The sequence below is a fragment of the Methylocaldum sp. RMAD-M genome (genome assembly GCF_017832375.1).
Lineage (GTDB): Bacteria > Pseudomonadota > Gammaproteobacteria > Methylococcales > Methylococcaceae > Methylocaldum.
In genome coordinates this window covers 51,417-72,697 of record NZ_JAFIBZ010000020.1, presented here as the reverse complement: position 1 = coordinate 72,697, position 21,281 = coordinate 51,417, and the positions used below count along the sequence as shown (strand labels likewise).

Genomic DNA, 21,281 nt, shown 5'->3' with positions numbered 1-21,281 from the left:
GCCATGGGCGATTCGACCGCCGCCCTACCCTACGCCTTTGGCGGGCCAATCGGAACCGGCATTATCAAGACGTCGCCGGAAGATTTCGTCGTCGAGGAACTGCTGGGTTTCGAGCCTTCCGACCAGGGCGAACACTTTTTTCTGCGCATCGAAAAACGCGGCGAAAATACCGACTACGTCGCCCGCCAACTGGCCCGCTTTGCCGGAATCCCGACACGGGACATAGGCTACGCGGGCCTTAAGGACCGCCACGGCAAGACCATTCAATGGTTCAGCGTATGGCTGCCGGGCAAGGCCGAACCGGACTGGAGGCAACTTGAATCCCCCTCCCTCCGCATACTCGAAGTCCGGCGCAACAGCCGCAAGCTAAAAAAAGGCGCGGCAGCCGGCAATCGTTTCGAAATCGCCGTTCGCGAATTGAAATGCGACATCCCGCTATTGGAACGACGCCTGAAACAGATCGGCGAATGTGGGGTTCCCAATTATTTTGGAACGCAACGGTTCGGCCGCGAGGGACAGAACCTTGCGAAGGCATCGGCTCTTTTCGCGGGTACGCTCGGGCGGGTGGACGCTCACCGTCGCGGGCTTTATTTGTCTGCCGCGCGTTCTCATTTGTTCAACGGCATCCTCGCCAAGCGGATAAGCCGAGACGTCTGGGATCGCGCGGTTACCGGCGATGCCTTCATGTTTCCCGACTCGCGCAGTTTTTTTAAGCCCGACGCTATTACTCCGGAAATCACGCAACGGCTTGAGGCCAAGGAAATTCATCCAAGCGGCGCGCTCTGGGGCAAAGGTACACCGGCCGTTACCGATGAGGCACTGGCCATAGAGACGGCCGCAGCCGAGGAAGAGCCGGTTCTCTGCCGCGGTCTCGAAGATTTCGGCGTCGAGATGGCCCGCCGGCCGCTGCGACTTTGCCCGGACGGATTTCAGTGGGAACGGTCCGGCCCGAGCAGCATGCATTTGCGATTCGCGCTGCCCGCCGGGGCTTACGCGACCGCCGTTCTGCGGGAACTGATCGACACCGGTTTTTCAGACGATTAAAGGATCCTCATGGACTGCCATCACGTGTATTACCTGGCTCTCTTGCAAGGGCTGACCGAATTTCTGCCCATTTCGAGCGCCGCTCACCTTATCCTGATGCCGGTGGTTTTCGGCTGGCATGATCAAGGCTTGGCCTTTGACGTCGCCGTCCACATCGGAACGCTGACCGCGGTCGTGGTCTATTACGCGGGCGCTCTGCGCGATATGGCCGGAGCCTGGTTTCGTTCGATCTCCGGAAAGGGCATGAGCACGGATGCGAAACTTGCTTGGTACGTAATTCTGGGGACGATTCCGGCGGGCGTCGCGGGGCTGGCGGCCAACGGTTATGTCGAGACCCAGCTCCGCAATCCGCTGGTCATCGCCGCTAGCACGATAGTGTTCGCCTTGGTACTTTGGCTGGCGCAAAAAGTGAGCGCCGAACGACGTACCGATGCCGACATGAACTGGCAAGATGCTTTGATAGTCGGTCTCTTTCAAGCCGTGGCGCTGATTCCCGGCACATCCCGATCGGGTATCACGATAACCGGCGGTTTGTTCCGCGGCCTGGATCGCAAAGCTGCCGCCCGATTTTCGTTTCTGCTGTCGATCCCGGTAACGGCATTGGCGGGATTGCTCAAGGCATACGCATTATTCGAATCCGACCAGACGGTATCCTGGTGGAACATGTCCCTCGGAGCGCTGCTCTCCGGTATCGTTGCCTACATTACCATTGACTGGTTCCTGAGACTCCTCGATCGTATCGGCATGTTACCCTTCGTGATCTATCGGCTGATTTTGGGCGGCGTGCTGCTTTACATCTTCCTGCCCGGTTAGCGATACCGGCGGTTTTTCCTGCAACCGGCCACTCAAACGGTTAAAATACAAATCCTCCATCAATCTACAGCGCAAAGGATCATCATGTCTGTTGGACAATTCTGTAACCGCGATACGGTCATCCTAAGAAAAGAAAACTCGATCATCGAAGCGGCCAAACTGATGCGCGAGTTTCACGTCGGCAGCGCCGTAGTCGTAGAGGACTCATCGGAAGGAGCGAAACCCGTCGGCATCGTGACCGATCGCGATCTCGTCGTGGAAATTCTTGCCGCGGAACTGGACCCGAATGCAGTCGCCGTCGGGGATATCATGAGCTACGAACTGATAACGGCCCGCGAAGAAGACGGACTTTGGGAAACCTTGCAGAAAATGCGTGTAAAGGGTGTTCGCCGCATCCCCGTCGTCAATCAGCAGGGCTTGCTGGCCGGCATTCTGACCAGCGACGATCTCCTCGAGATACTCGCCGGCGAACTTACCGAACTGGTTAAAATCATCGGTAAAGAGCAGGAACGGGAACAAAAAACGCGCGGCGGTCTCGGTTAAACGATCAAGCTTTCCAATTAGGACCGGCAAAACCAAGCACGAGCAATCCGCCGGTCATTTGATGAACCGCAACCTTTCGACGCGTCACGATCGACTTCGAGAGCTATAGCCATGACTGTTACGATTTACCATAACCCCCGCTGCAGTAAATCCCGCGCTACGCTTGAGCTTCTCAAGAGTAAAGGCATCGAGCCCACGGTAATCGAATATCTGAAAACACCTCCTAGCGCATCCGAGCTGGAGACCATTCTGGCCAAACTGGGCATGGAGCCCCGCGACTTGATGCGCAAAGGCGAAGCGGCATATAAGGACGCCGGGCTGGATAATCGTGATCTGGATCGCAAAGCATTAATAGGCGCCATGGTGAAAAACCCGATCCTCATCGAGCGGCCTATCGTGCTGGCAAACGAGAAGGCGGCCGTCGGACGTCCGCCGGAGAACGTTTTAAAGATTCTTTAAGACCGGCAAGGTCTCAAGTACTTTGGCGAGTCACTTTGGCTCGCACCTCTTTACTCACGTGTTTCGTCCTTTTCATGGTTGAAGTTCTAATCGTCTACTATAGCCGTTGGGGTTCCACGGCCGAAATGGCCAATCTGATCGCGAGAGGCGTCGAGGAAGTTCCCGGCGCCGTCGCCAAGATTCGTACCGTCCCTGAAGTATCGCCGGTCTGCCAGGCCACCGAGGAGACTATTCCTGAAGCCGGTCCGCCTTACGCAACGATCGACGATCTGAAAAACTGCGATGCACTGGCCTTGGGAAGCCCTACGCACTTCGGCAATATGGCGTCGCCCCTCAAATATTTCATCGACAGCACCAGTTCCTTGTGGTTTTCGGGCGCATTATCCGGTAAACCGGCTGGCGTCTTCACGGCCACTTCGTCCATGCACGCCGGCCAAGAAGCGACGCTGATCACCATGTTATTGCCCCTGCTCCACCATGGCATGGTTCTGGTCGGGATCCCCAGCAGTGAAAGCGCGCTTCTCGAAACCACCAGCGGCGGAACGCCCTACGGACCCAGCCGGCACACCGGGAGTGACAACGCGGTCAGCGACGAAGAGCGGAAACTGTGTCGGGCGTTCGGAGCCCGTTTGGCGCGTGTGGCGCTGGCGCTGAAAGGCGCCCAAGTGAAGTAACTCCTAGTGGTCTTGACTGACGCTTTCGACGGATTGCTTTCGGATATGCTGCAATACGCCGCGACGGTTAAACATTTTTGAACTCATGGCGGAGCAACTCCCCCTGCGCTTCGCTTTCAATCCCGAACTGGGTTTTCTGCAATACCACTCGGGAGCCAACGCCGAAATCGTCGCTCATCTAAAACATGCCGCCAGCGGTCGGGGCGAAACGCTGATTTTTTTGTGGGGTGAACCGGGCACCGGCAAGAGCCACTTGCTCAATGCCTGCTGTCGGGAAGCGTGTCAAAGCGGCTTGTCGGTCTCTTATCTGCCGCTATCCGGCCTCCGCGAGTACGGTCCCGGCGTGCTCGATGGCCTGGAGCATCAGGATCTGGTTTGCCTGGACGATGTCGATTCCGTCGCCGGAGACGATGCCTGGGAACGAGCTTTATTCAATTTGTTCAATTGTTTGCGAGACCACGGCAATCGCCTCATTGCCGCTGCCGGCGTGCCGTCCGCCGAACTTGCGATCCGTTTGCCCGACCTCAAAACCCGCTTAGGCTGGGGATTAACCTTGCGCCTGCAACCATTGAACGACGAGGATAAACTAATCGTCCTCGGCGCCCATGCCCGCTCGCTGGGCTTAGATCTGTCGCCACAAGTCGGACGCTTCTTGCTTTCTCATTATCACCGAGATCTTTCCTCCTTGAAGCGCTTGCTGGACGAATTGGACCACGCGACCCTAGCCGCTAAGCGCAAGCTCACGATTCCTTTTCTCAAGAACTATCTGGAAGAATCGACATGAAGGTACTCGTCATAGGTTCAGGAGCGGTCGGCAGCTTTTACGGTTCACTGCTCGCCAAGCAGGGCGCTAAAGTTTCGATGATCGCCCGTTCCGACTACGAACACGTCAAAGCTCATGGCATAGACATTACGAGCGACACCAAACTGGGCGCTTATCACTTCCGGCCCCACACCGTCGTACGCAACGCGGCCGAATTGACCGAAAAGCCCGACTACGTTCTCTTGTGCATCAAAGTGGTCGAAAACGCCGATCGCATCAGCCTTCTGAAAGACGCCGTGGGACCCGACACGTCCATCGTTCTCGTTTCCAACGGCATCGACATCGAAGACGAAATCGCGAAAGCCTTTCCCGATAACGAACTGATCAGCGGCCTCGCATTCATATGCGTCACCCGCACCGCACCCGGCAAAATCTGGCACCAGGCTTACGGCCGGCTAGCCTTGGGCAATTATCCGCAGGGGCTTTCGGAAAAAGCTCTGGCGCTTTGTAGAGTATTCGAGCGATCCGGCATTACATGCGTCGCCTCCGAGGATATCGTTGCCGCCCGCTGGCAAAAATGCGTTTGGAACGCGCCCTTCAACCCGCTGTCGGTCCTCTCCGCGGGGCTCAGCACGAATGACATACTCTCGACTCAAGAGTCTTTCGTTCGGGCCATCATGGAAGAGGTTTGCCTGATCGCCAAAGCCACGGGACATCCGTTGCCCGAAGATACCGTCGATAAAAACATCGAGAGCACCTACAAGATGCCGCCATACAAGACCAGTATGCTGCTGGATTTCGAGGCCGGTCGGCCGATGGAAACGGAGGCCATTCTAGGTAATGCCGTGAGGGCGGGATGGAACGCAGGCGTGCCGATTCCCCATCTTGAATCGGTTTATGCTTTGATGAAGCTCAGAGAGTTGAGCCGTCGAACCGGATAACCCGCTGCCACAAATCGAAATTACGCCCGCGTGAGGCGGGCGTGATGCCAAATCAAGAATCGCCCTAAAACGGCATCCCCCGTCCTAGATTGCCCTTCATCCCTCGCAGCATGTTCATCAGATTGCCCTTCTTGAATTTCTTCATCATCTTCTGCATCTGATCATACTGCTTGAGCAGACGGTTGATGTTCTGCATATCCGTGCCCGCGCCTTTTGCGATGCGCTGTTTTCGCGAGTTGTTGATCACATCCGGAAATGCCCGTTCCTGCTTGGTCATCGAGTTGATGATGGCGATCTGCTGAATCATTTCCTTGTCGTTCACTTTTTCCTTCACGTGCTGCGGCACGTTTGCCATGCCGGGAAGCTTGTCGAACATTGCGGCGACGCCGCCCAGATTCTTCAACTGCAGCAGTTGATCGCGATAGTCGTTCAAGTCGAAAGACTTGCCCTTCTGAATCTTCTTGACCAGTTTTTCGGCTTTCGTCTTATCGATCTTGCGCTCGGCCTCCTCAATCAGACTCAGGACATCGCCCATGCCCAAGATTCGGGACGCGATTCGATCGGGGTGAAAACGTTCCAAGGCAGCTGTCTTTTCACCCACACCCAAGAATTTGATGGGCTTGCCCGTAATGTGGCGAACCGACAACGCCGCGCCACCTCTGGCATCGCCGTCGGTTTTGGTCAGAACGACACCGGTCAGGGTAAGTGCGTCGCCGAATGCTTTCGCGGTATTGGCGGCGTCCTGACCGGTCATCGAATCGACCACGAACAGCGTTTCGATCGGGTTGATGGCGGAGTGAATCTGTCTGATTTCCTCCATCATCTCGTCATCGATATGAAGACGGCCGGCCGTGTCGATAATGACGACATCCTTGTATTTCTTCCGGCCATATTCGACGGCGTTGCGAGCGATATCCACCGGATTCTGCGTCGGATCGCTCGGAAAAAAATCGGCGCCCACCTCAGCGGCAAGAGTTTGCAGTTGATCGATAGCGGCCGGACGATAGATATCGGCGCTCGCGACCACTACGGACTTGCGCTCGTTATCCTTGAGCCAGCGGGCCAGCTTGGCAACCGTGGTGGTTTTACCGGCGCCTTGGAGACCTGCCATCAGAATCACCGCCGGCGGCTGCGTCGCCAGACTGAGCCGCTCGTGGGCACTGCCCATGATGGCGATCAATTCTTCATTGACGATCTTCACTAGCGCCTGCCCGGGCGTAAGGCTGGACTGAACTTCCTGCCCCAAGGCGCGTGTCTTGACGTGCTCGATGAAATCCTTGACGACCGGTAGAGCCACATCGGCTTCCAAGAGGGCCATACGCACCTCTCGCAAGGTGTCCTGAACATTGCTCTCGGTCAATCGGCCCTGACCGCGAATTTTTTTGAGCGATTGGGTTAAACGTTCGGTAAGGTTGTCAAACATGGCTCTTAATCCTACGGGCTATGGAAATACCCAGATTACTTCATCTTGATCGGCCATTATGCCAGACTAGAGAGCTCAGGAGGACATGATTTAAATGAATTCTACGCTGTTTGGCGCCATGGCGATCGCCACTTATGTCGCTGCCGCTCTTACCCTGATTCGCTCGCTGCGCGAGAACGACTATGCGGCCATGGAGACACCCACGCTTCGGCGGTTGAAACCCTTGACACTCGGTTGGTTCGCCGCCGTTTTGCACGGGCTTGCGCTCACCAGCGGCTTTCAGACTAACGAAGGACTCAACCTCAGCTTTCTGAGCGCGATGTCGTTAGTAGCTTGGGTGATCGTAGCCATCTTGCTCCTGACGGCTCTCGCGAAACCGGTGGATAAACTCGGGATGGTGATTTTTCCGATGGCCGCGCTGGTCCTCCTGCTAAAACTCAGCATCCCGGAGAGCGTTCACACGGTGAAAGACCTTTCCTGGCCTTTGACCATTCACATCGTGGTCTCCATGCTCGCTTACAGTTTTCTCAATATTGCCGCCTTTCAGGCAGCGCTGCTGGCGTTTCAGGACTGGCGGCTGCGCAGCCACCATTCCGACCTCTTGCTACGCTCGCTCCCGCCTCTGCAAACCATGGAATCCCTGTTGTTTCAGCTGATTGCGGCCGGGTTCGTGTTTCTTAGCGTGTCACTGCTCACAGGCTTTATTTTTCTGGAAGACATGTTCGCTCAGCATTTGGCCCATAAGACCGTGCTGTCCATCCTTGCCTGGGTCTTGTTCGGCGTACTACTGATCGGACGAGCTCGCTACGGCTGGCGGGGAACCATAGCTATCCGCTGGACGCTAGGAGGCTTTGTGTCGCTAATGCTGGCCTATTTCGGCAGCAAGATGGTATTGGAATGGATATTGAACCGGGCTTGATGGTGCGGACACCGACCCTGGTCCCGGAATGCGAGTGCGTGTCCGGACTCTTTGAACTCACTCATTTTCAGCCGATCGATAAGCTTGCTCGCGTTGCCGGGAGTTTCTGAGCATGCGTAGTTCTTGAGCAGCTTGGTTTCTTTCCGCCTCAATCAAAGACATAACCTTCCCGTCGATGGTCTGCACTTCCTCGACTAAACGAACCAAAGACTCGTTATCGCTTTTCTCAAGATTGGCCGGCGAAAACAGTTTCTCAATCAGGGGCATCCGTTCCCTCTCCAGCCGAGCAACCCTCTCCCACTCCATACCTTCGGCCGCCGTTAGGATCGAACGGCACATTGCAAGAAGCTTCTCGGTTTCGGGCGTCAGATCTGACATCGCGGCATACCCGGTCTCGGACGATTAAAAGCTTGCTGAAGCTAACCTGTTTTCAACAGTCTGAGACGGAACCGGCTCTCGTATCGCCTCCCAAGCACTCTTGATCTCCTTTATCAAACCGCCGACTTCGTCCAGGGCACTCTGATCGTTTTGCGCGCTGGCGTAAAACAGCTGCTCGGTAACATAGGTATAAAGTCGATCCAGATTTACCGCGATTTCGCCGCCGTTATCCAAGTCCAGACAGGCTTGGAGGTAGCCGACGATTTCAATTGCACGGCCGATGGCTTGGCCCTTCTCGGCGAGCTCCCCCCTTTGTATCGCGCCCTTGGCAACGGAAATTTTTTCGTTCAGCCCATTAAAAAGCATCATTATCAGAGTATGCGGATCGGCGTACTCGGCACTCGCCTGCACGGTAGTTTGCCGATACTGATTCAATGCAAACTGAGCGGGTCTCATGGCGTATAACCTCTTCTTATTTCTTGTTTTGGTTAGCCAATGGCAAAGCGGCCAACTGCTGACTCAAATAACTGCTGATACTCTGAAACTGCCCCAAAAGAGCATCCATCTTATTGAATCGATCCAGAAGACGCTTTTCGAAATCACTCATTCGACTCTCTAAACGCTCTCGGCTTTCTTGAATTTTCTCGAGATTCTTTTCCAGACCGTCAGTACGCGCCTTTATGGCTCCTTTACTGTCCAACAATCCGGCAAGCACCTTGTCCAGTCGTTCTATCAGCCCACGGGAAAAACCAACCTCGCCCCGGTCGCCGGTCTTGGTATCCGAGATCAGAAGCTTAAGCCCCTGGGCATCGCCCGCCGTTGCGGTCAATTCTTGCCCTTTGCCCGTTGCCTCCAAACCTCCGATGCTTCCGGCGACATCCATGCCCCCGGTGCCCTCCGTCGAACTAGAGGCGAGCTTTAATCCCAAGGTCGCTTCACTATTAATATCGACCTGCGTGATTTCAACTTGAGACTCCGAGCCATAATTTTTGGATTGAATGACAAATCGATTATTGACATCGTCATAACTCACGCCGACTGAAATACCTTTTGCTTTGAGGGCACTGTCGCCATTGATGCGGGATTGAATCTCTGCCGCCAGAGCCGCATGATTGCTATAGGTCGCTTGCGTCAAGGTGATATCTGCCGACAAGACCCCATCGACTTTGATCTTGAAGGTGTCGTTGTCGCCGTCCACCACCAATGAATTGACGGCACCGCCGTTCAGAAAGCCCTGGGTAGCTGCTTGGGTAATGTTGACCGCATAAGTTCCCGGCTTGGTATCGACGGTATTGCTGGAATATATCACCCCGGAATCCGTGGGACGCCCGATAGCCGCAAACAAAGCGGCTACGCTGCTCCGATCCGCATTTAGCGCCTCGTTTAGCTTGGAACTGTCCAAATTGAGGGTGCCGTCTCTTTGCGTTCGGATTCCTATATGGGCCAAGGTTTTCGCCGAACCTTCGAGACCTTGGATAAATCGTCCCAGTTCCGAGCGAAGCTGCCCCATACCGCCGCGTACCGTGGGATCGCCCTGTAAAATTCCGCCTGCTTTCTGGGCTGCGTCATAGCCGGTTAAGCTTCGGTCCGTCTTTGCCAATTCGTTAAAACTTTTTACGAAACCTTCTATAAGCTTTTTGATGTCGTCATTGCTCTGGCTGACCGACACATTGACGATCTTCTCGGATTGAGCGGATTGAAGATTTAACGTCACCCCTTTAAGAGCATCTTTGATCGTGTTGCTCGCATTGGTAACCTCAAGTCCATTGATAGCGATTTTCGAGTCCAACGCCATCTGGGTCTGCTGGAGGTTAGCAGCGGCGGCATTAAAAGACAGGACGGACAGGCCTGAGGCGTCGACCGAATTTCCATCATCATCGGCTACGCTGATCTGCAAGCTGTTCTCGGCGCCGGTTTCACTCGAATTCAGTACAAGGCGAGAACCGCCGCTATCGTTGACTATAACCGCAGTCACTCCGGCCTTGGCGTTGTTGATAGCATCTCGGATGCCGCTGAGGGTATTGTTGCTCGAGTCGATCTCAAGGGTCAGCGTGCCTTTGTCGCGATTTTGGGTAAATCCGTTATAACTACCCGGGGTGGCATCCACCGGCGGCGTATAGTCCGTAGTGCCGAATTTCAGCGTCAAAGTCCCGGTTCCAACCACTGCGTTGGCCGATGCGAAGTAACCGGTTGCCAGTGCGTGGCTCTGCGCGAGTTGCTTGACCTCGATCTTGTAATTACCCAGATCGGCATTGCTTTCCGCCGAAGCACTGACAATACTGCTGTCGCTGGAAGTTGCGCCGATCTTTTGAAAACTACTCAGGTTTTTCAACGCCGAGAGGCTATCCCGAAAAGCCGATAAAGCGCTCTTGAAATTTCCAAACGAGGAAATCTTGGATTGGATCTCGGCTTCTTGCCGATCCAAACGGGCAGCGAACGGAGCACGCTCCGCCTGCACCAATTGGCTGACCATGCTGGATATATTGAGGCCGGATCCGAGCCCCGTCGATGTAATACCTGCCATCAAACCCTCCGCCTTGCCTGTTGCCGCTCTGTCCCGATAAGGATATATCCGCGCCTTACGCTTGGACCGATTCGGCCGCGCGGACTCGTCAGCCGAACCGACAAACCCTCCAAACTCACACTTTTTCTTTCAACAACATGCCTTTAAATCCATCTTTGAATTCGTCTAAATGTTTTGCGAGTCGCAAAATCTCTTCCGAGGGGATTTGGCGAATAAGTTCATCGGTTTCGGCATCCCTGACTTGCACTATCGTTCGGCCCGAATCTTCGTCAATGGAAAACTGGACCGTTCTCCGCACCATTTGAAAAAATTCGTTGAAATTGCGCACGGCATGGGCGACTTCGTCCTGCCGCTTCTCTCCTTCTCTTCCCGAGGAAGCAAACGCCTCGGCGGCCAAAGCCGGGGGAACCGCCCTAACCGTAGAAACCTGCTCTACCGCCCCGGTGCTTCCCGCTGCGGCGAGGGTTTCAGAGCCCACCTCGTCTGCCGTCTGGCGGCGCACCATGTTCGGCTTCAGAGCCGTTACATTGCCTAAAGCTATCGGGGCTTCCATATCGATCTCCTATTGCTCGAAGAAGAAAGCGGGAACGCCTCAGTGTTCCCGCTTTCCGGTTTAGCCAGCTCGGAAATTAACCCCGAAGCAGCGAGAGCACGTTTTGGGTTGAGGCATTCGCCTGTGCCAACATTGCCGTACCGGCCTGCTGCAGGATCTGATTCCGGCTCAGCTCGGACGTTTCAGCCGCGAAATCGGCATCGAACACACGGCTTCTTGCGGCGCTGATGTTTTGCGAAGTGGCCTGCATATTGGCTACCGCTGAGCTGAAGCGGTTTTGGACAGCGCCCAGGGTGGCGCGGAGGTCGTCAACGAAAGCGAGTGCACCATCGACAGACTTAATAGCCGAGTTTGCCCCCGACTGAGTACCGACGTTAATGCTTCCCACTGCACTTAGAGTGCTTGCATTCGTCGCTGCACTGAACAAGGTACCCGTCGTATCCGTGGTGACGGTGTACGAGCTTGCGGAGCTAAACATGAGGGTTCCGACCACTTTACTAGAGTCTGTTCCCACCGCTGCGCCCAAGGTAGCGGCGGCACCTTCCGTTGCCCCGGTGTCAGCGTTCAAGCCTTGGAAATTGATAGTACCGCCCGCGCCGGCGCTATTTAAAAAGTCTTCGATGACAATATCGTAACCTTCGGCTTGGCTCAGCGTGATCGAACTTCTCGAAGCATCCAGTTCTGCGGTGATACCGGTACTTGCCGCCGCACCATTAATGGCTTCCGCCAGCGAAGTGAGATCGCCAGTACTGGAGACGTTTGCCGAGATCGCAACGGCGCTGCTGTTCGAACCATACAAATTAAACGTCAACGTACCGGCAGCGGCTAGACCGGAAAGAGTTGCTTTAGTCAGCGCCGTTGCCGTTACGCCCGTGGATGCCGTGGCGTTATTCACAGCCGTCGCGATCGCATTGGCTGAATCATTGTTTGCTACGGCCAAGGTCGCGGACCCGATATTCCCGGTAACCGTTAGATTTTGTGCCGCAACACGGTTGAGAGCGGTCAAAGCAGTCTTATCAGCACTTGCCGCCGCCGCCTCTACCGCAGTACCCGTCGTATTGGTGAGACTGTTCGATCCGATATTGGTCGCCTTGCTGTTCCCGATCGAGAAACTGATCGTCTGATCGGCATACGCACCAACCTGAAATTTCGCACTCGTGAACGAGCCATCCAGCAGATTTTTTCCGTTGAATTGGGTTTGAGTGGCGATACGGGTAATCTCCTGCTGCAACTGAGCCACTTCCTTCTGCAGGGAAGCACGATCGGTCGCGGTATTGGTATCGTTGGCGGATTGTACGGCCAGTTCCCTCATACGCTGCAGCGCGTTCGTGACCTCTCCCAAGGCGCCTTCGGCGACTTGCGCGATGGAAATGCCGTCGTTGGCATTTCGGGCGGCCTGATTCAAACCTTTAATTTGCGCGGTCATCCGGTCTGCAATGGCAAGGCCGGCTGCGTCGTCTTTTGCGCTATTAATGCGCACACCGGACGACAAGCGTTGCATTGCAGTCTGCATCGCGTTGGATGACTTCAGCAACTGGCGCTGAGCGTTAAGCGAGGAAATATTGGTATTAATCACTTGGGACATGATCGTCTCCTTCAACTTTTAGGATTTTTCAAATCGACGAGCTCAAGGACATCAGCGCTGTGCATTCAACTCTCGTAAACGTTATCGGACACCACGGCGGAAACTTTAAAGGTTTTTCTGTCGGCCTTAAGTTATGGCCAAGATGCGCTGTTTCCTATGACGTCGCCTCCGGCATGGCGCCAAAATACGCCCCAGGAAGTGTATTGATATGCGTACGAACATCGTTCTTAACGACGAGCAGGTCAGAGAGGCTTTCAAGTATTCCGATGCCAAGACTAAGCGTGAACTGGTCGAGCGGGCACTCCGGGAGTTCGTGGCCAATCGAAAACGGAAGGACGTTCGGGACTTGATCGCTACGGTGGAAATCGACCCGAACTACGATTCCAAGACACTGCGCGCCGAGCAGAGCTAAGCATGTATTTGGCGGATACTTCGGTATGGATCGATCTCCTACGGCAAAGGGGAAACCCCGCTACGGAACAGTTCCGCCGAATACTGGATGGCGGCGTATCGTGGTGGAGGAATTGAATCTGGCCTGACCAGATCGCGAACGATGCGGTTCACTTCGCTCACCGCATCCTACAGCTCTGGCTTGACCGGCAGCCCGGACTGAAACGACTTCGGCTGTCGGCGCGTTATGAAAACAGTTCTCGAACGGTGGAGACGAATCGATCGAAGCTGCTTTGTAGCCAGCTCCATAACTCCTCGGGCACTATTCTGGACGCCGCAAAAACCGCGAATCCCAGAAACAACAAACCGCTAGCGATATGTAGCGCCCGCTGAGGCGTCTTCCGGAGCAGTGTGGCGCCTGCCCAAATCCCTAACGCGGACGTCACGCCCAGAGCCGCGGTGGCGCCAAGCCAAACCGGCACAGGCGGTGCTGCCGCACCTAAACCGGCGACCGCCAGTTGAGTTTTATCGCCGAATTCGGCAAGGAAAATCATCAGGAAGGTCGTCAAAAAGATGCCGTGACCGGTTTTTGCCTTGATGAACTCGCCCTCCTCTTCCTCCCTAAAAAGCAAAGCTTTCACGCCGAAGACCGCAAACAAGAGAGCGACCGCCAGGGACACCACGGAATCGGGCAGCCACCGGGCTGCCGCCGCTCCGAAGACTACGGCGACTAGATTCAAGACGGCAAAAGCGAACACGGCGCCGAGCAGAATAGGCCAATGCCGGTGCCGCACAGCCAAAGTCATGCATACCAGCTGGCTTTTGTCGCCGAACTCGGCTGCTGCGACCAGCGCGAACGCGGTACCCGACGACGCCCACCACCGTGCCCAGTCGATCGCCGGCAGGCTTCGATCCAGCCACACCCCTACTTCGTTAATCAGATTGCAAGCCACAGGGTCGGATACTCAGGTCGTGATCAGGTTGTCCAAAATCATCATGATGATGAAGCCAAACATCAGCGCAAAGGTCGCATAGCGCGCTTTGCCCTGGGATTGGGTTTCGGGAATGATGTCGTCGCTGATGACGAACAGCATGGCTCCGGCGGCGAACGCCATACCGATAGGCAATAAAGGCAAGAACATCGTGACTGCGGCAACGCCGAGAAAGCCGCCGACCGGCTCGATCAGCCCCGTCAAGGTCGCGATCAATACCGCCTGTTGCCGCCGATAGCCCAGGGCCACCAGCGGCATCGCCACCGCCAAGCCTTCCGGGATATTCTGCAGACCGACCGCGATCGCCAAGGCTGCTCCGTTGTGCCAGTCGCCGGAACCGAAACTTACGCCGACGGCCATGCCTTCCGGCAGGTTGTGCATGACGATCGCGGCGATAAAGAGCCAAATCTTTCGCAGCGAGTCGAAGGTTTCTCGGCTTTCGCCCAGAAACCGCTCATACGGCAGCCAACTATCCGCCAATACCAGAAAAACCGCGCCGATCATGACCCCCGCCGCAACCACGTACACACCGAGACCCGGCCACAGCTGATTGCCGGCCTGGATGCCCGGAACGATAAGCGAGAACGCCGTGGCTGCCAGCATCACGCCGGCGGCTCCGCCCAGCATCAGATAAAGGGTCCTGCTGGAAACATCCTTGAACAGTAGAGCGGGCAAGGCACCGAATCCCGTGGCCAATCCAGCCAGAATGCTGGCGAAGGCCCCCATGGCGATGATCGGATCGACAAAGAAATACATCACGACCAGAAACAAGGTCGTCAGGAAAGTGATCGAGCTCACCAGGATAAGCTTTTGAGCTAGCGTCGGCAGGCGAGCATATTTCTGATACAGAGCGTTGGCGCGGAGCTTCTCGGCCAGCATATTCAAACGTTGCGAGTTCATCGGATGAAATCCTTGGTGGGGTAAGTTCGGATGGACCATATCTATACATTTTTCTTGCCGTCATTCCGGCAGGGATTGCCGGAATCCAGGGCACAGGGATGTGATCCGCCTCTGCCATCCATGGCCTCTGGACCCCGGCAATCCAATCGCAAACGGTCATCCGGGGAGCGCCCGGATGACCCTTCCCTGCCGGGGTGACGACTTCCATGACAATCTTGCAATCGTCGAGGATTCGTTAACCAGCGTCAAGGCAGAGCCGCCAATGCCGCAATTCCCCTTATCTGTTATCGATAGTTGAAGCCGGCTGTACCCGCCGACCATCAGCCGCCTATCGCAGCAGATGCGCCGACTGGCCCGGTTCTTGTGTAAAATGGTCAAGGAATAGGGGGAGCATGCCTGATGCATATATTGTTGAGCAACGACGACGGTTATTCCGCCCAAGGACTGATCGCCTTGGCAAATGCGCTGGGGCAACGGGCGCGACTGACGGTTGTTGCCCCCGAACGAAACCGCAGCGGAGCGAGCAATTCGCTAACCTTGGACAGACCTTTGCGCGTCAGCCAAACCGAAAGCGGCTTCATCAAGATCGACGGCACACCGACCGATTGCGTGCATTTGGCTATCACGGGATTGTTACATGAGGAGCCGGACATGGTGTTCGCCGGCATCAATCACGGTTCCAACCTGGGAGATGACGTTATCTACTCCGGCACGGTGGCGGCAGCCACCGAAGGGCGTTTTTTGGGGCTTCCGGCGGTCGCGGTCTCCTTGGCGTCGAGCAATCCGCAGCACTTCGACACGGCAGCCCAAGTTGCCGTCACCTTGCTCAAACAGATCCAGGAACACCCCTTGCCGGCCGATACTATACTGAACGTCAACGTGCCCGATATTCCCCTGACAGAGCTTCGTGGCTTCCAATCCACTCGTCTGGGCCAGCGCCACAAGGCCGAACCCGTGATCCGGACGACCGACCCGCGCGGGCGCGAGATCTACTGGATCGGCTCCGCCGGTCCGGAGCAAGATGCCGGACCCGGCACCGATTTTCACGCCATACGCAACAACTACGTATCCGTCACACCTTTGCAAATCGATTTGACCCGTTACGAAAGTCTTCAGCGATTGGCCGACTGGCTTCCGCGTGAGGTTATTCCATGAACCGTCGGCTTCAGGGTATCGGCATGACCTCCCGCAGAACGCGGGAGCGCATGGTCAGCCGATTGAAGGAACAAGGAATCAGCAATCAGTCTGTGCTAGCCGTCATGCTGGAAACGCCCAGACATATTTTTGTCGAAGAGGCTTTCGCGAGCCGTGCGTACGAAGACACGGCGCTCCCGATCGGATTCAACCAGACGATCTCCCAGCCTTATATCGTGGCTCGCATGACCGAACTGCTGCTGGAAAAAGGCCCGTTGGACAAGGTGCTCGAAGTCGGCACCGGCTCGGGTTACCAGACCGCTGTATTGGCGCAACTCGTAAAGCGGGTTCATTCGGTGGAACGCATTTACCCCCTTCAGCAGCGCGCCCGCCGCTGCATTCAGGATCTTCACCTGCGCAATGTGCGCATGAAGCACAGTGACGGCGGCTGGGGCTGGGACGATTACGCGCCCTACGACGGCATCATCGTCACCGCGGCACCGCCGGAGCTGCCGCAGCCACTGCTCGACCAAATGGCACGGGGTGGTGTCATGGTGATACCCATCGGCGACGGACGCGAGCAGTTTCTACAGCGGATTACGCGCACGGAAGTCGGGTTTCAGGCGGAAATCATCGAACCTGTCAGCTTCGTGCCTCTGCAAGGCGGATTGCTTTGACAAACAGCCCTCTCTTTCAGGATTAAGGAATTCCCGATGCATGAACTGATCAATTGGCTGGTGACGACCATCGGCGCGATGGGCTACACCGGAATTTTTCTGCTGATGGCCATGGAAAGCTCGGTTTTCCCCATCCCCAGCGAAATCGTCATGCCGCCCGCGGGCTATCTGGCCCAGCAGGGCAAGATGGACATGACCCTGGTGATCCTCAGCGGAACGGCGGGAAGCCTGGTCGGGGCTTACGCCAACTATTTCGTCGCGCGCTGGCTGGGCAGGCCGCTCCTGATCAAATACGGCAAATACGTCTGGATTACCGAGGAGCACTTCAACCGTGTGGAGAAGTTTTTCTTGGCACATGGTGAAATCTCCACCTTCGTCGGCCGCCTCCTGCCCGTAGCGAGACATCTGATCTCGTTACCGGCCGGCCTCGCCAACATGAATCATCTCAAGTTCAGCTTTTACACGCTGCTCGGGGCGGGGATCTGGGTATCGGTGCTCAGCTGGATCGGCTATTTCATCGGTGAAAACCAGGAGCTGATCGCGCGCTATTCGGAACACGCGGTCATCGACGTGATCATATTCAGCATCGTCCTGGTTGGAATTTATGTCGCGATCCATCGCCGCAGGACCCGCAGCCAGACGCACTCATGACTATCCCCGTATTTTCGATTTCCCGCCTTCCCCGCATTCTTTTCGGTTCCGGCCAATTGGCGGAACTGCCGAAACTGGCTCGCTCCTACGGTCACAAAGCGCTGCTCGTCACCGGAGTGCGCTCCTTCCGCTCGTCGTCGCGCTGGCCCTGGCTGACGGATAACCTGACCGAGCAGGGCATGATCTTCGAACACATGACCGTCAGCGACGAGCCCACGCCGCAGTTGGTGGACGATGCTGTCGCCGCCTTTCATGGCCGCAACATCGGCCTGGTGGTCGCCATCGGGGGCGGCAGCGTGCTGGACGCCGCCAAGGCCATCGCGGGACTCCTGCCCCACGGCAATTCGGTCATGGATCACCTCGAGGGCGTAGGCCGTAACATTCCTTACACCGGACCTGCTACGCCGTTCATCGCCGTGCCCACCACCGCCGGCACCGGCAGCGAAGCGACCAAGAACGCCGTCTTGAGCGTGCGCGGCGAGCACGGCTTCAAGAAATCGTTCCGCCATGACTGCCTGGTTCCCGAATACGCGATCGTCGATCCCGATCTGCTCGACACTTGCCCGCCGGATCTCATCGCCGCCGACGGCATGGACGCGTTCACGCAATTATTGGAATCGTACGTTTCCGCTCGCGCCAACCCGATGACCGACGCCCTCGCGAAAAGCGGCATGGAAGCATTTTGCGGCGGGTTCGTCGCAGCATTGAAAGGAGGCGACGGCGAGCAAGCCCGAGCCGGGCGCAGCGCCATCGCTTATGCATCGCTCGTGTCCGGCGTCACCCTGGCGCAGGCGGGACTGGGCTCGGTACACGGGCTCGCCGCGCCGCTGGGTGCTTTCTATCCGATACCCCACGGTCTCGCCTGCGGCACCCTGCTCGCCGAAGCCACGGCCATCAATATCCGCGCACTGCGGGAGAGAGCTCCGGAGAATCCGGCCTTGAAGAAATACGCCGGTATCGCCGAACTCCTGACCGGCCATGGCTTCAAAACCCAGATGGAAACTTGCAACGCCTTGGTCGAACAGTTGCACGATTGGACCGAACGGCTGGCTCTGAAGCGCCTCGGCCATTTCGGCGTGGAATCGGCGCACATCCCTAAGATCGTCGCCAACGCCCGCGGCACCAGCATGCAGACCAATCCGGTAACGCTCACCGACGGCGAAATCGGCGAAATCCTCCTCACCAGAATCTGAGGCCGATATGGCACGCCATTACCTCGAGCATTTGTTCAGCCCGAAGTCCATAGCCGTGTTCGGGGCCAGCGAGTTGCCCGACTCGGTCGGCGCACGGATCTATCAAAATCTCTTGGACGGCGGTTTTCAAGGCCCGATCTACCCGATCAATCCCAAGTATCAACTGGTCCGGGATCAGGTCTGTTTCTCGTCGATCGAAGAGGTGAAGGAACACGTGGATCTCGCGATCATCGCCACACCGGCCGCCACCGTCCCCCTCATCATCCGCGCTTGCGGCCAACAAGGGGTCAAGGCCGCCATCGTCATTTCGGCGGGATTTGCCGAACAGGAAGGCGCCGGCCGGATGCTGGAGCGGGCCTTACTGGACGAAGCCAAGCACTACGGGCTCCGGATTCTCGGTCCCAACTGTTTAGGGCTGATGCGCCCTTCGGTCGGCCTCAACGCCACTTTCAGCAATAATGTCGCGGAACCGGGTTCGCTCGCCCTCGTCTCCCAATCGGGAGCGCTTTGCACGGCGATTCTGGACTGGGCGAGCGCCCATCGCATCGGTTTTTCGACCATGGTGTCCTTGGGCGCCGGAGCCGATGTCACCTTCGGGGACATCCTAGACTATCTCGCTCTCGATCCCGAAACCCGCAGCATCCTGATGTACGTGGAAGGCGTGCGTGATGCGCGGCGTTTCATGAGCGGGCTCAGGGCCGCGGCTCGCATGAAGCCGGTGATCGTGATCAAGGCCGGCCGCCATGCCGAAGGCTCCCGAGCGGCCATGTCGCACACCGGCGCGCTGGTCGGTTCGGATGATGTCTTCGACGCCGCGCTGCAAAGGGCCGGCGTGGTTCGGGCCACCACCATCGAACAGCTTTTCGCCGCCGCCCAGCTCCTCGCGACCCAGCACCGCGTTCGAGGCAATCGCCTCGTGATCATCACCAACGCGGGCGGACCGGGGGTGATGGCAACCGACCGGGCCGTCGAGCAAGGCATCCGGCTCGCCGAACTGGGCGGACCGACCTTCGACAAGCTGAACGCGGTGCTGCCCAAACAGTGGTCGCACAATAATCCCGTCGATATCCTGGGCGACGCCACCCCCGAACGGTATCGGGCGGCCGTCGAGGTCTGTCTGGCCGACGAAAGCGTGGACGGCGCCCTGGTGTTGCTCACGCCGCAGGCCATGACCGATCCCACGGAAGCCGCGGAGGCCGTCATTCGCGCCGCCGAACAGAGCCGCAAGCCGATACTCACCTGCTGGCTGGGAGAAACCTACGTCCAAAAAGGGCGAGAACTGTTTACCGCACATCAGATTCCGACCTTCGCGAACCCCGAGAGCGCCATCGAAGCGTTCGGCTATCTGGCGGAATATCACCGTAACCAACAGATGCTGATGCAGGTGCCGGGGCCGTTGGCCTCGCACCAGATGCCCGACCTGACCGGCGCCCGCCTCATCATCGAGGGCGCCCTGGCGGAACGGCGGACGCTGCTATCCTCGCTCGAGACCCGCGCCGTTCTGCGCGCCTTCGACATTCCCGTGCCGCCGGCGCTGAACGCCCATTCGCCCAACGAGGCGTTATCGGCGGCCGAATACCTGGGTTTTCCGGTCGCGCTGAAGATTCTGTCGCCGGACATCACCCACAAGTCCGATGTCGACGGCGTCCGGCTCAACATCAACAGCGCCCAGACGGTGCGGAACGCCTATAACGATCTGGTGTCGACGGTGCAAGCCCGAAGGCCGAACGCGCGGATCGAGGGCGTAACGGTCGAAAAGATGTACCGTAACCGCAACGGCCGGGAACTGCTGGTCGGCGTGGTCGACGATCCGATTTTCGGCCCGGTCGTGAGTTTCGGCTCGGGCGGCACGGCGGTGGAAATCCTCAAGGACCGTGCGGTCGCCCTGCCCCCGCTCAACGAGCACATCGTCCAGACGATGATCGGCCAAACCCGTGTCGCACGGCTGCTCGGACAGTTCCGCAACCTCCCGCCGGTCAAGCTGGAGGCGATCGAACAAGTGTTGCTGCGGCTCTCGGAGATGGTCTGCGAACTCCCCGAGATCAAGGAGATGGACATCAATCCTCTGGTGGCGGACGACCAAGGCGTGTTCGCCCTGGATGCCCGCATTGCGGTGCATGAGCCGCAGCCTGGACGCCGGCCCTACGGGCACATGGCTGTCCACCCCTATCCCGGCCACTTGATTAGACAGTATCAGCTCGCCGACGGCACCAACATCATCATTCGGCCGATCCGTCCCGAAGACGCGGAAATCGAGAAGCGTTTCGTGAAGCAGCTTTCGCCCGAGGCCAAATTCTTCCGCTTCATGAACGCCTTGCAGGAATTGAGTCAGGACATGCTGATACGTTTGACTCAGCTTGATTACGACCGCGAACTGGCGCTCGTCGCCATCGTCGATTCCGGGGCCGAAGAAACGGAACTCGGCGTGGCGCGCTATTTCACCAATCCGGATGGCGAAACCGCCGAATTCGCCCTGGTGGTTGCCGACGAATGGCAGCACCGTGGGTTGGGTACACGGCTGATGTCCTGCCTGATCGACGCCGCTCGCGAGATGGGGCTCAAATCTTTGCGGGGCGAAATCCTGGCGAACAACGTCAAAATGCTCGGCCTAATGAAACGGCTGGCGTTCACCTGTCATACCAAAACCGACGACTCCACCATCGTCATCGCCGAAAAGTCACTGTGATTCTACTGGCGGATTTTTGGAAACATCCGCGAATGCTAA

22 protein-coding genes are annotated in these 21,281 nt (G+C 57.2%); 14 read left to right on the top strand and 8 right to left on the bottom strand.

Annotation, left to right across the window (positions count from 1 at the left end; genetic code table 11):
* Window positions 1–3 precede the first annotated feature (3 nt).
* From truD to JOD69_RS17210, 7 genes are all read left to right on the top strand, one after another.
* Window positions 4–1,044, top strand: coding sequence for a tRNA pseudouridine(13) synthase TruD (truD, locus tag JOD69_RS17240; RefSeq protein WP_086133551.1), 1,041 nt, complete (start codon window positions 4–6; stop codon window positions 1,042–1,044).
* Window positions 1,045–1,053: 9 nt separating this feature from the next.
* On the top strand, window positions 1,054–1,857 hold the full coding sequence (locus JOD69_RS17235) for an undecaprenyl-diphosphate phosphatase (protein WP_077732462.1): 804 nt from the start codon (window positions 1,054–1,056) through the stop codon (window positions 1,855–1,857).
* An 84-nt stretch (window positions 1,858–1,941) separates the two neighbouring features.
* Window positions 1,942–2,400: a CBS domain-containing protein gene (locus JOD69_RS17230; protein ID WP_086133550.1), complete on the top strand. Its 459-nt coding sequence runs from the start codon at window positions 1,942–1,944 to the stop codon at window positions 2,398–2,400.
* Window positions 2,401–2,511: 111 nt separating this feature from the next.
* A complete protein-coding gene (arsC, locus tag JOD69_RS17225; RefSeq protein WP_086133549.1) occupies window positions 2,512–2,859 on the top strand; it encodes an arsenate reductase (glutaredoxin) in 348 nt (115 codons plus the stop codon).
* 74 nt (window positions 2,860–2,933) lie between these two features.
* A complete protein-coding gene (wrbA, locus tag JOD69_RS17220) occupies window positions 2,934–3,533 on the top strand; it encodes an NAD(P)H:quinone oxidoreductase (protein ID WP_086133548.1) in 600 nt (199 codons plus the stop codon).
* An 85-nt stretch (window positions 3,534–3,618) separates the two neighbouring features.
* Entirely contained in the window at window positions 3,619–4,317 is a 699-nt protein-coding gene (gene hda, locus JOD69_RS17215; protein ID WP_086133547.1) for a DnaA regulatory inactivator Hda, read from the top strand.
* Window positions 4,314–5,237 (top strand): 2-dehydropantoate 2-reductase, encoded by a 924-nt coding sequence (locus JOD69_RS17210; protein ID WP_077732466.1) that lies wholly within the window; start codon window positions 4,314–4,316, stop codon window positions 5,235–5,237. Before hda ends, JOD69_RS17210 begins: the two co-directional genes overlap by 4 nt.
* A gap of 64 nt (window positions 5,238–5,301) precedes the next feature.
* On the opposite strand, the gene ffh is transcribed toward JOD69_RS17210, so the two are convergent.
* Window positions 5,302–6,660, bottom strand: coding sequence for a signal recognition particle protein (gene ffh / locus JOD69_RS17205; protein ID WP_077732467.1), 1,359 nt, complete (start codon window positions 6,658–6,660; stop codon window positions 5,302–5,304).
* A 94-nt stretch (window positions 6,661–6,754) separates the two neighbouring features.
* On the opposite strand from ffh, the gene ccsA reads away from it, so the two are divergent.
* On the top strand, window positions 6,755–7,579 hold the full coding sequence (gene ccsA / locus JOD69_RS17200) for a cytochrome c biogenesis protein CcsA (protein WP_077732468.1): 825 nt from the start codon (window positions 6,755–6,757) through the stop codon (window positions 7,577–7,579).
* Between the two features lie 57 nt (window positions 7,580–7,636).
* Here the strand turns inward: ccsA and JOD69_RS17195 are convergent, their stop codons facing one another.
* From JOD69_RS17195 to JOD69_RS17175, 5 genes are all read right to left on the bottom strand, one after another.
* Entirely contained in the window at window positions 7,637–7,957 is a 321-nt protein-coding gene (locus tag JOD69_RS17195) for a flagellar protein FliT (RefSeq protein ID WP_086133546.1), read from the bottom strand.
* A gap of 24 nt (window positions 7,958–7,981) precedes the next feature.
* A complete protein-coding gene (gene fliS, locus JOD69_RS17190; protein WP_077732470.1) occupies window positions 7,982–8,413 on the bottom strand; it encodes a flagellar export chaperone FliS in 432 nt (143 codons plus the stop codon).
* Window positions 8,414–8,429: 16 nt separating this feature from the next.
* A complete protein-coding gene (gene fliD, locus JOD69_RS17185; RefSeq protein ID WP_086133545.1) occupies window positions 8,430–10,481 on the bottom strand; it encodes a flagellar filament capping protein FliD in 2,052 nt (683 codons plus the stop codon).
* Window positions 10,482–10,596: 115 nt separating this feature from the next.
* Window positions 10,597–10,986, bottom strand: a complete 390-nt coding sequence (locus tag JOD69_RS17180) for a flagellar protein FlaG (RefSeq protein WP_168175539.1) — start codon at window positions 10,984–10,986, stop codon at window positions 10,597–10,599.
* 124 nt (window positions 10,987–11,110) lie between these two features.
* Window positions 11,111–12,619 carry a flagellin gene (locus JOD69_RS17175; RefSeq protein ID WP_077732473.1) on the bottom strand — a complete coding sequence of 503 codons (1,509 nt, stop codon included), beginning with the start codon at window positions 12,617–12,619 and terminating at the stop codon, window positions 11,111–11,113.
* 208 nt (window positions 12,620–12,827) lie between these two features.
* Here JOD69_RS17175 and JOD69_RS17170 point away from each other — a divergent pair, with 208 nt between their 5' ends.
* Window positions 12,828–13,031, top strand: coding sequence for a type II toxin-antitoxin system VapB family antitoxin (locus JOD69_RS17170; protein WP_077732474.1), 204 nt, complete (start codon window positions 12,828–12,830; stop codon window positions 13,029–13,031).
* Window positions 13,032–13,254: 223 nt separating this feature from the next.
* Here JOD69_RS17170 and JOD69_RS17165 read toward each other — a convergent pair whose 3' ends face one another.
* Both JOD69_RS17165 and JOD69_RS17160 read right to left on the bottom strand, forming a co-directional pair.
* The gene (locus JOD69_RS17165) at window positions 13,255–13,962 is read right to left on the bottom strand and encodes a TMEM165/GDT1 family protein (protein ID WP_240502650.1); all 708 of its coding nucleotides are present in this window, start codon (window positions 13,960–13,962) and stop codon (window positions 13,255–13,257) included.
* A 12-nt stretch (window positions 13,963–13,974) separates the two neighbouring features.
* Entirely contained in the window at window positions 13,975–14,901 is a 927-nt protein-coding gene (locus tag JOD69_RS17160) for a ZIP family metal transporter (protein ID WP_086133561.1), read from the bottom strand.
* 399 nt (window positions 14,902–15,300) lie between these two features.
* Between JOD69_RS17160 and surE the strand changes: the two genes are divergently transcribed.
* The 5 genes from surE to JOD69_RS17135 are packed head-to-tail and all read left to right on the top strand — an operon-like array spanning window position 15,301 to window position 21,242.
* Window positions 15,301–16,056, top strand: a complete 756-nt coding sequence (surE, locus tag JOD69_RS17155; protein ID WP_077732477.1) for a 5'/3'-nucleotidase SurE — start codon at window positions 15,301–15,303, stop codon at window positions 16,054–16,056.
* Entirely contained in the window at window positions 16,053–16,712 is a 660-nt protein-coding gene (locus JOD69_RS17150) for a protein-L-isoaspartate(D-aspartate) O-methyltransferase (protein ID WP_077732478.1), read from the top strand. Before surE ends, JOD69_RS17150 begins: the two co-directional genes overlap by 4 nt.
* A gap of 36 nt (window positions 16,713–16,748) precedes the next feature.
* The gene (locus JOD69_RS17145; protein ID WP_077732479.1) at window positions 16,749–17,363 is read left to right on the top strand and encodes a DedA family protein; all 615 of its coding nucleotides are present in this window, start codon (window positions 16,749–16,751) and stop codon (window positions 17,361–17,363) included.
* The gene (locus tag JOD69_RS17140) at window positions 17,360–18,556 is read left to right on the top strand and encodes an iron-containing alcohol dehydrogenase (RefSeq protein WP_210024086.1); all 1,197 of its coding nucleotides are present in this window, start codon (window positions 17,360–17,362) and stop codon (window positions 18,554–18,556) included. The genes JOD69_RS17145 and JOD69_RS17140 overlap by 4 nt, the downstream gene beginning before the upstream one ends.
* A 7-nt stretch (window positions 18,557–18,563) precedes the next feature.
* A complete protein-coding gene (locus tag JOD69_RS17135) occupies window positions 18,564–21,242 on the top strand; it encodes a bifunctional acetate--CoA ligase family protein/GNAT family N-acetyltransferase (RefSeq protein ID WP_086133543.1) in 2,679 nt (892 codons plus the stop codon).
* Window positions 21,243–21,281: the final 39 nt, after the last annotated feature.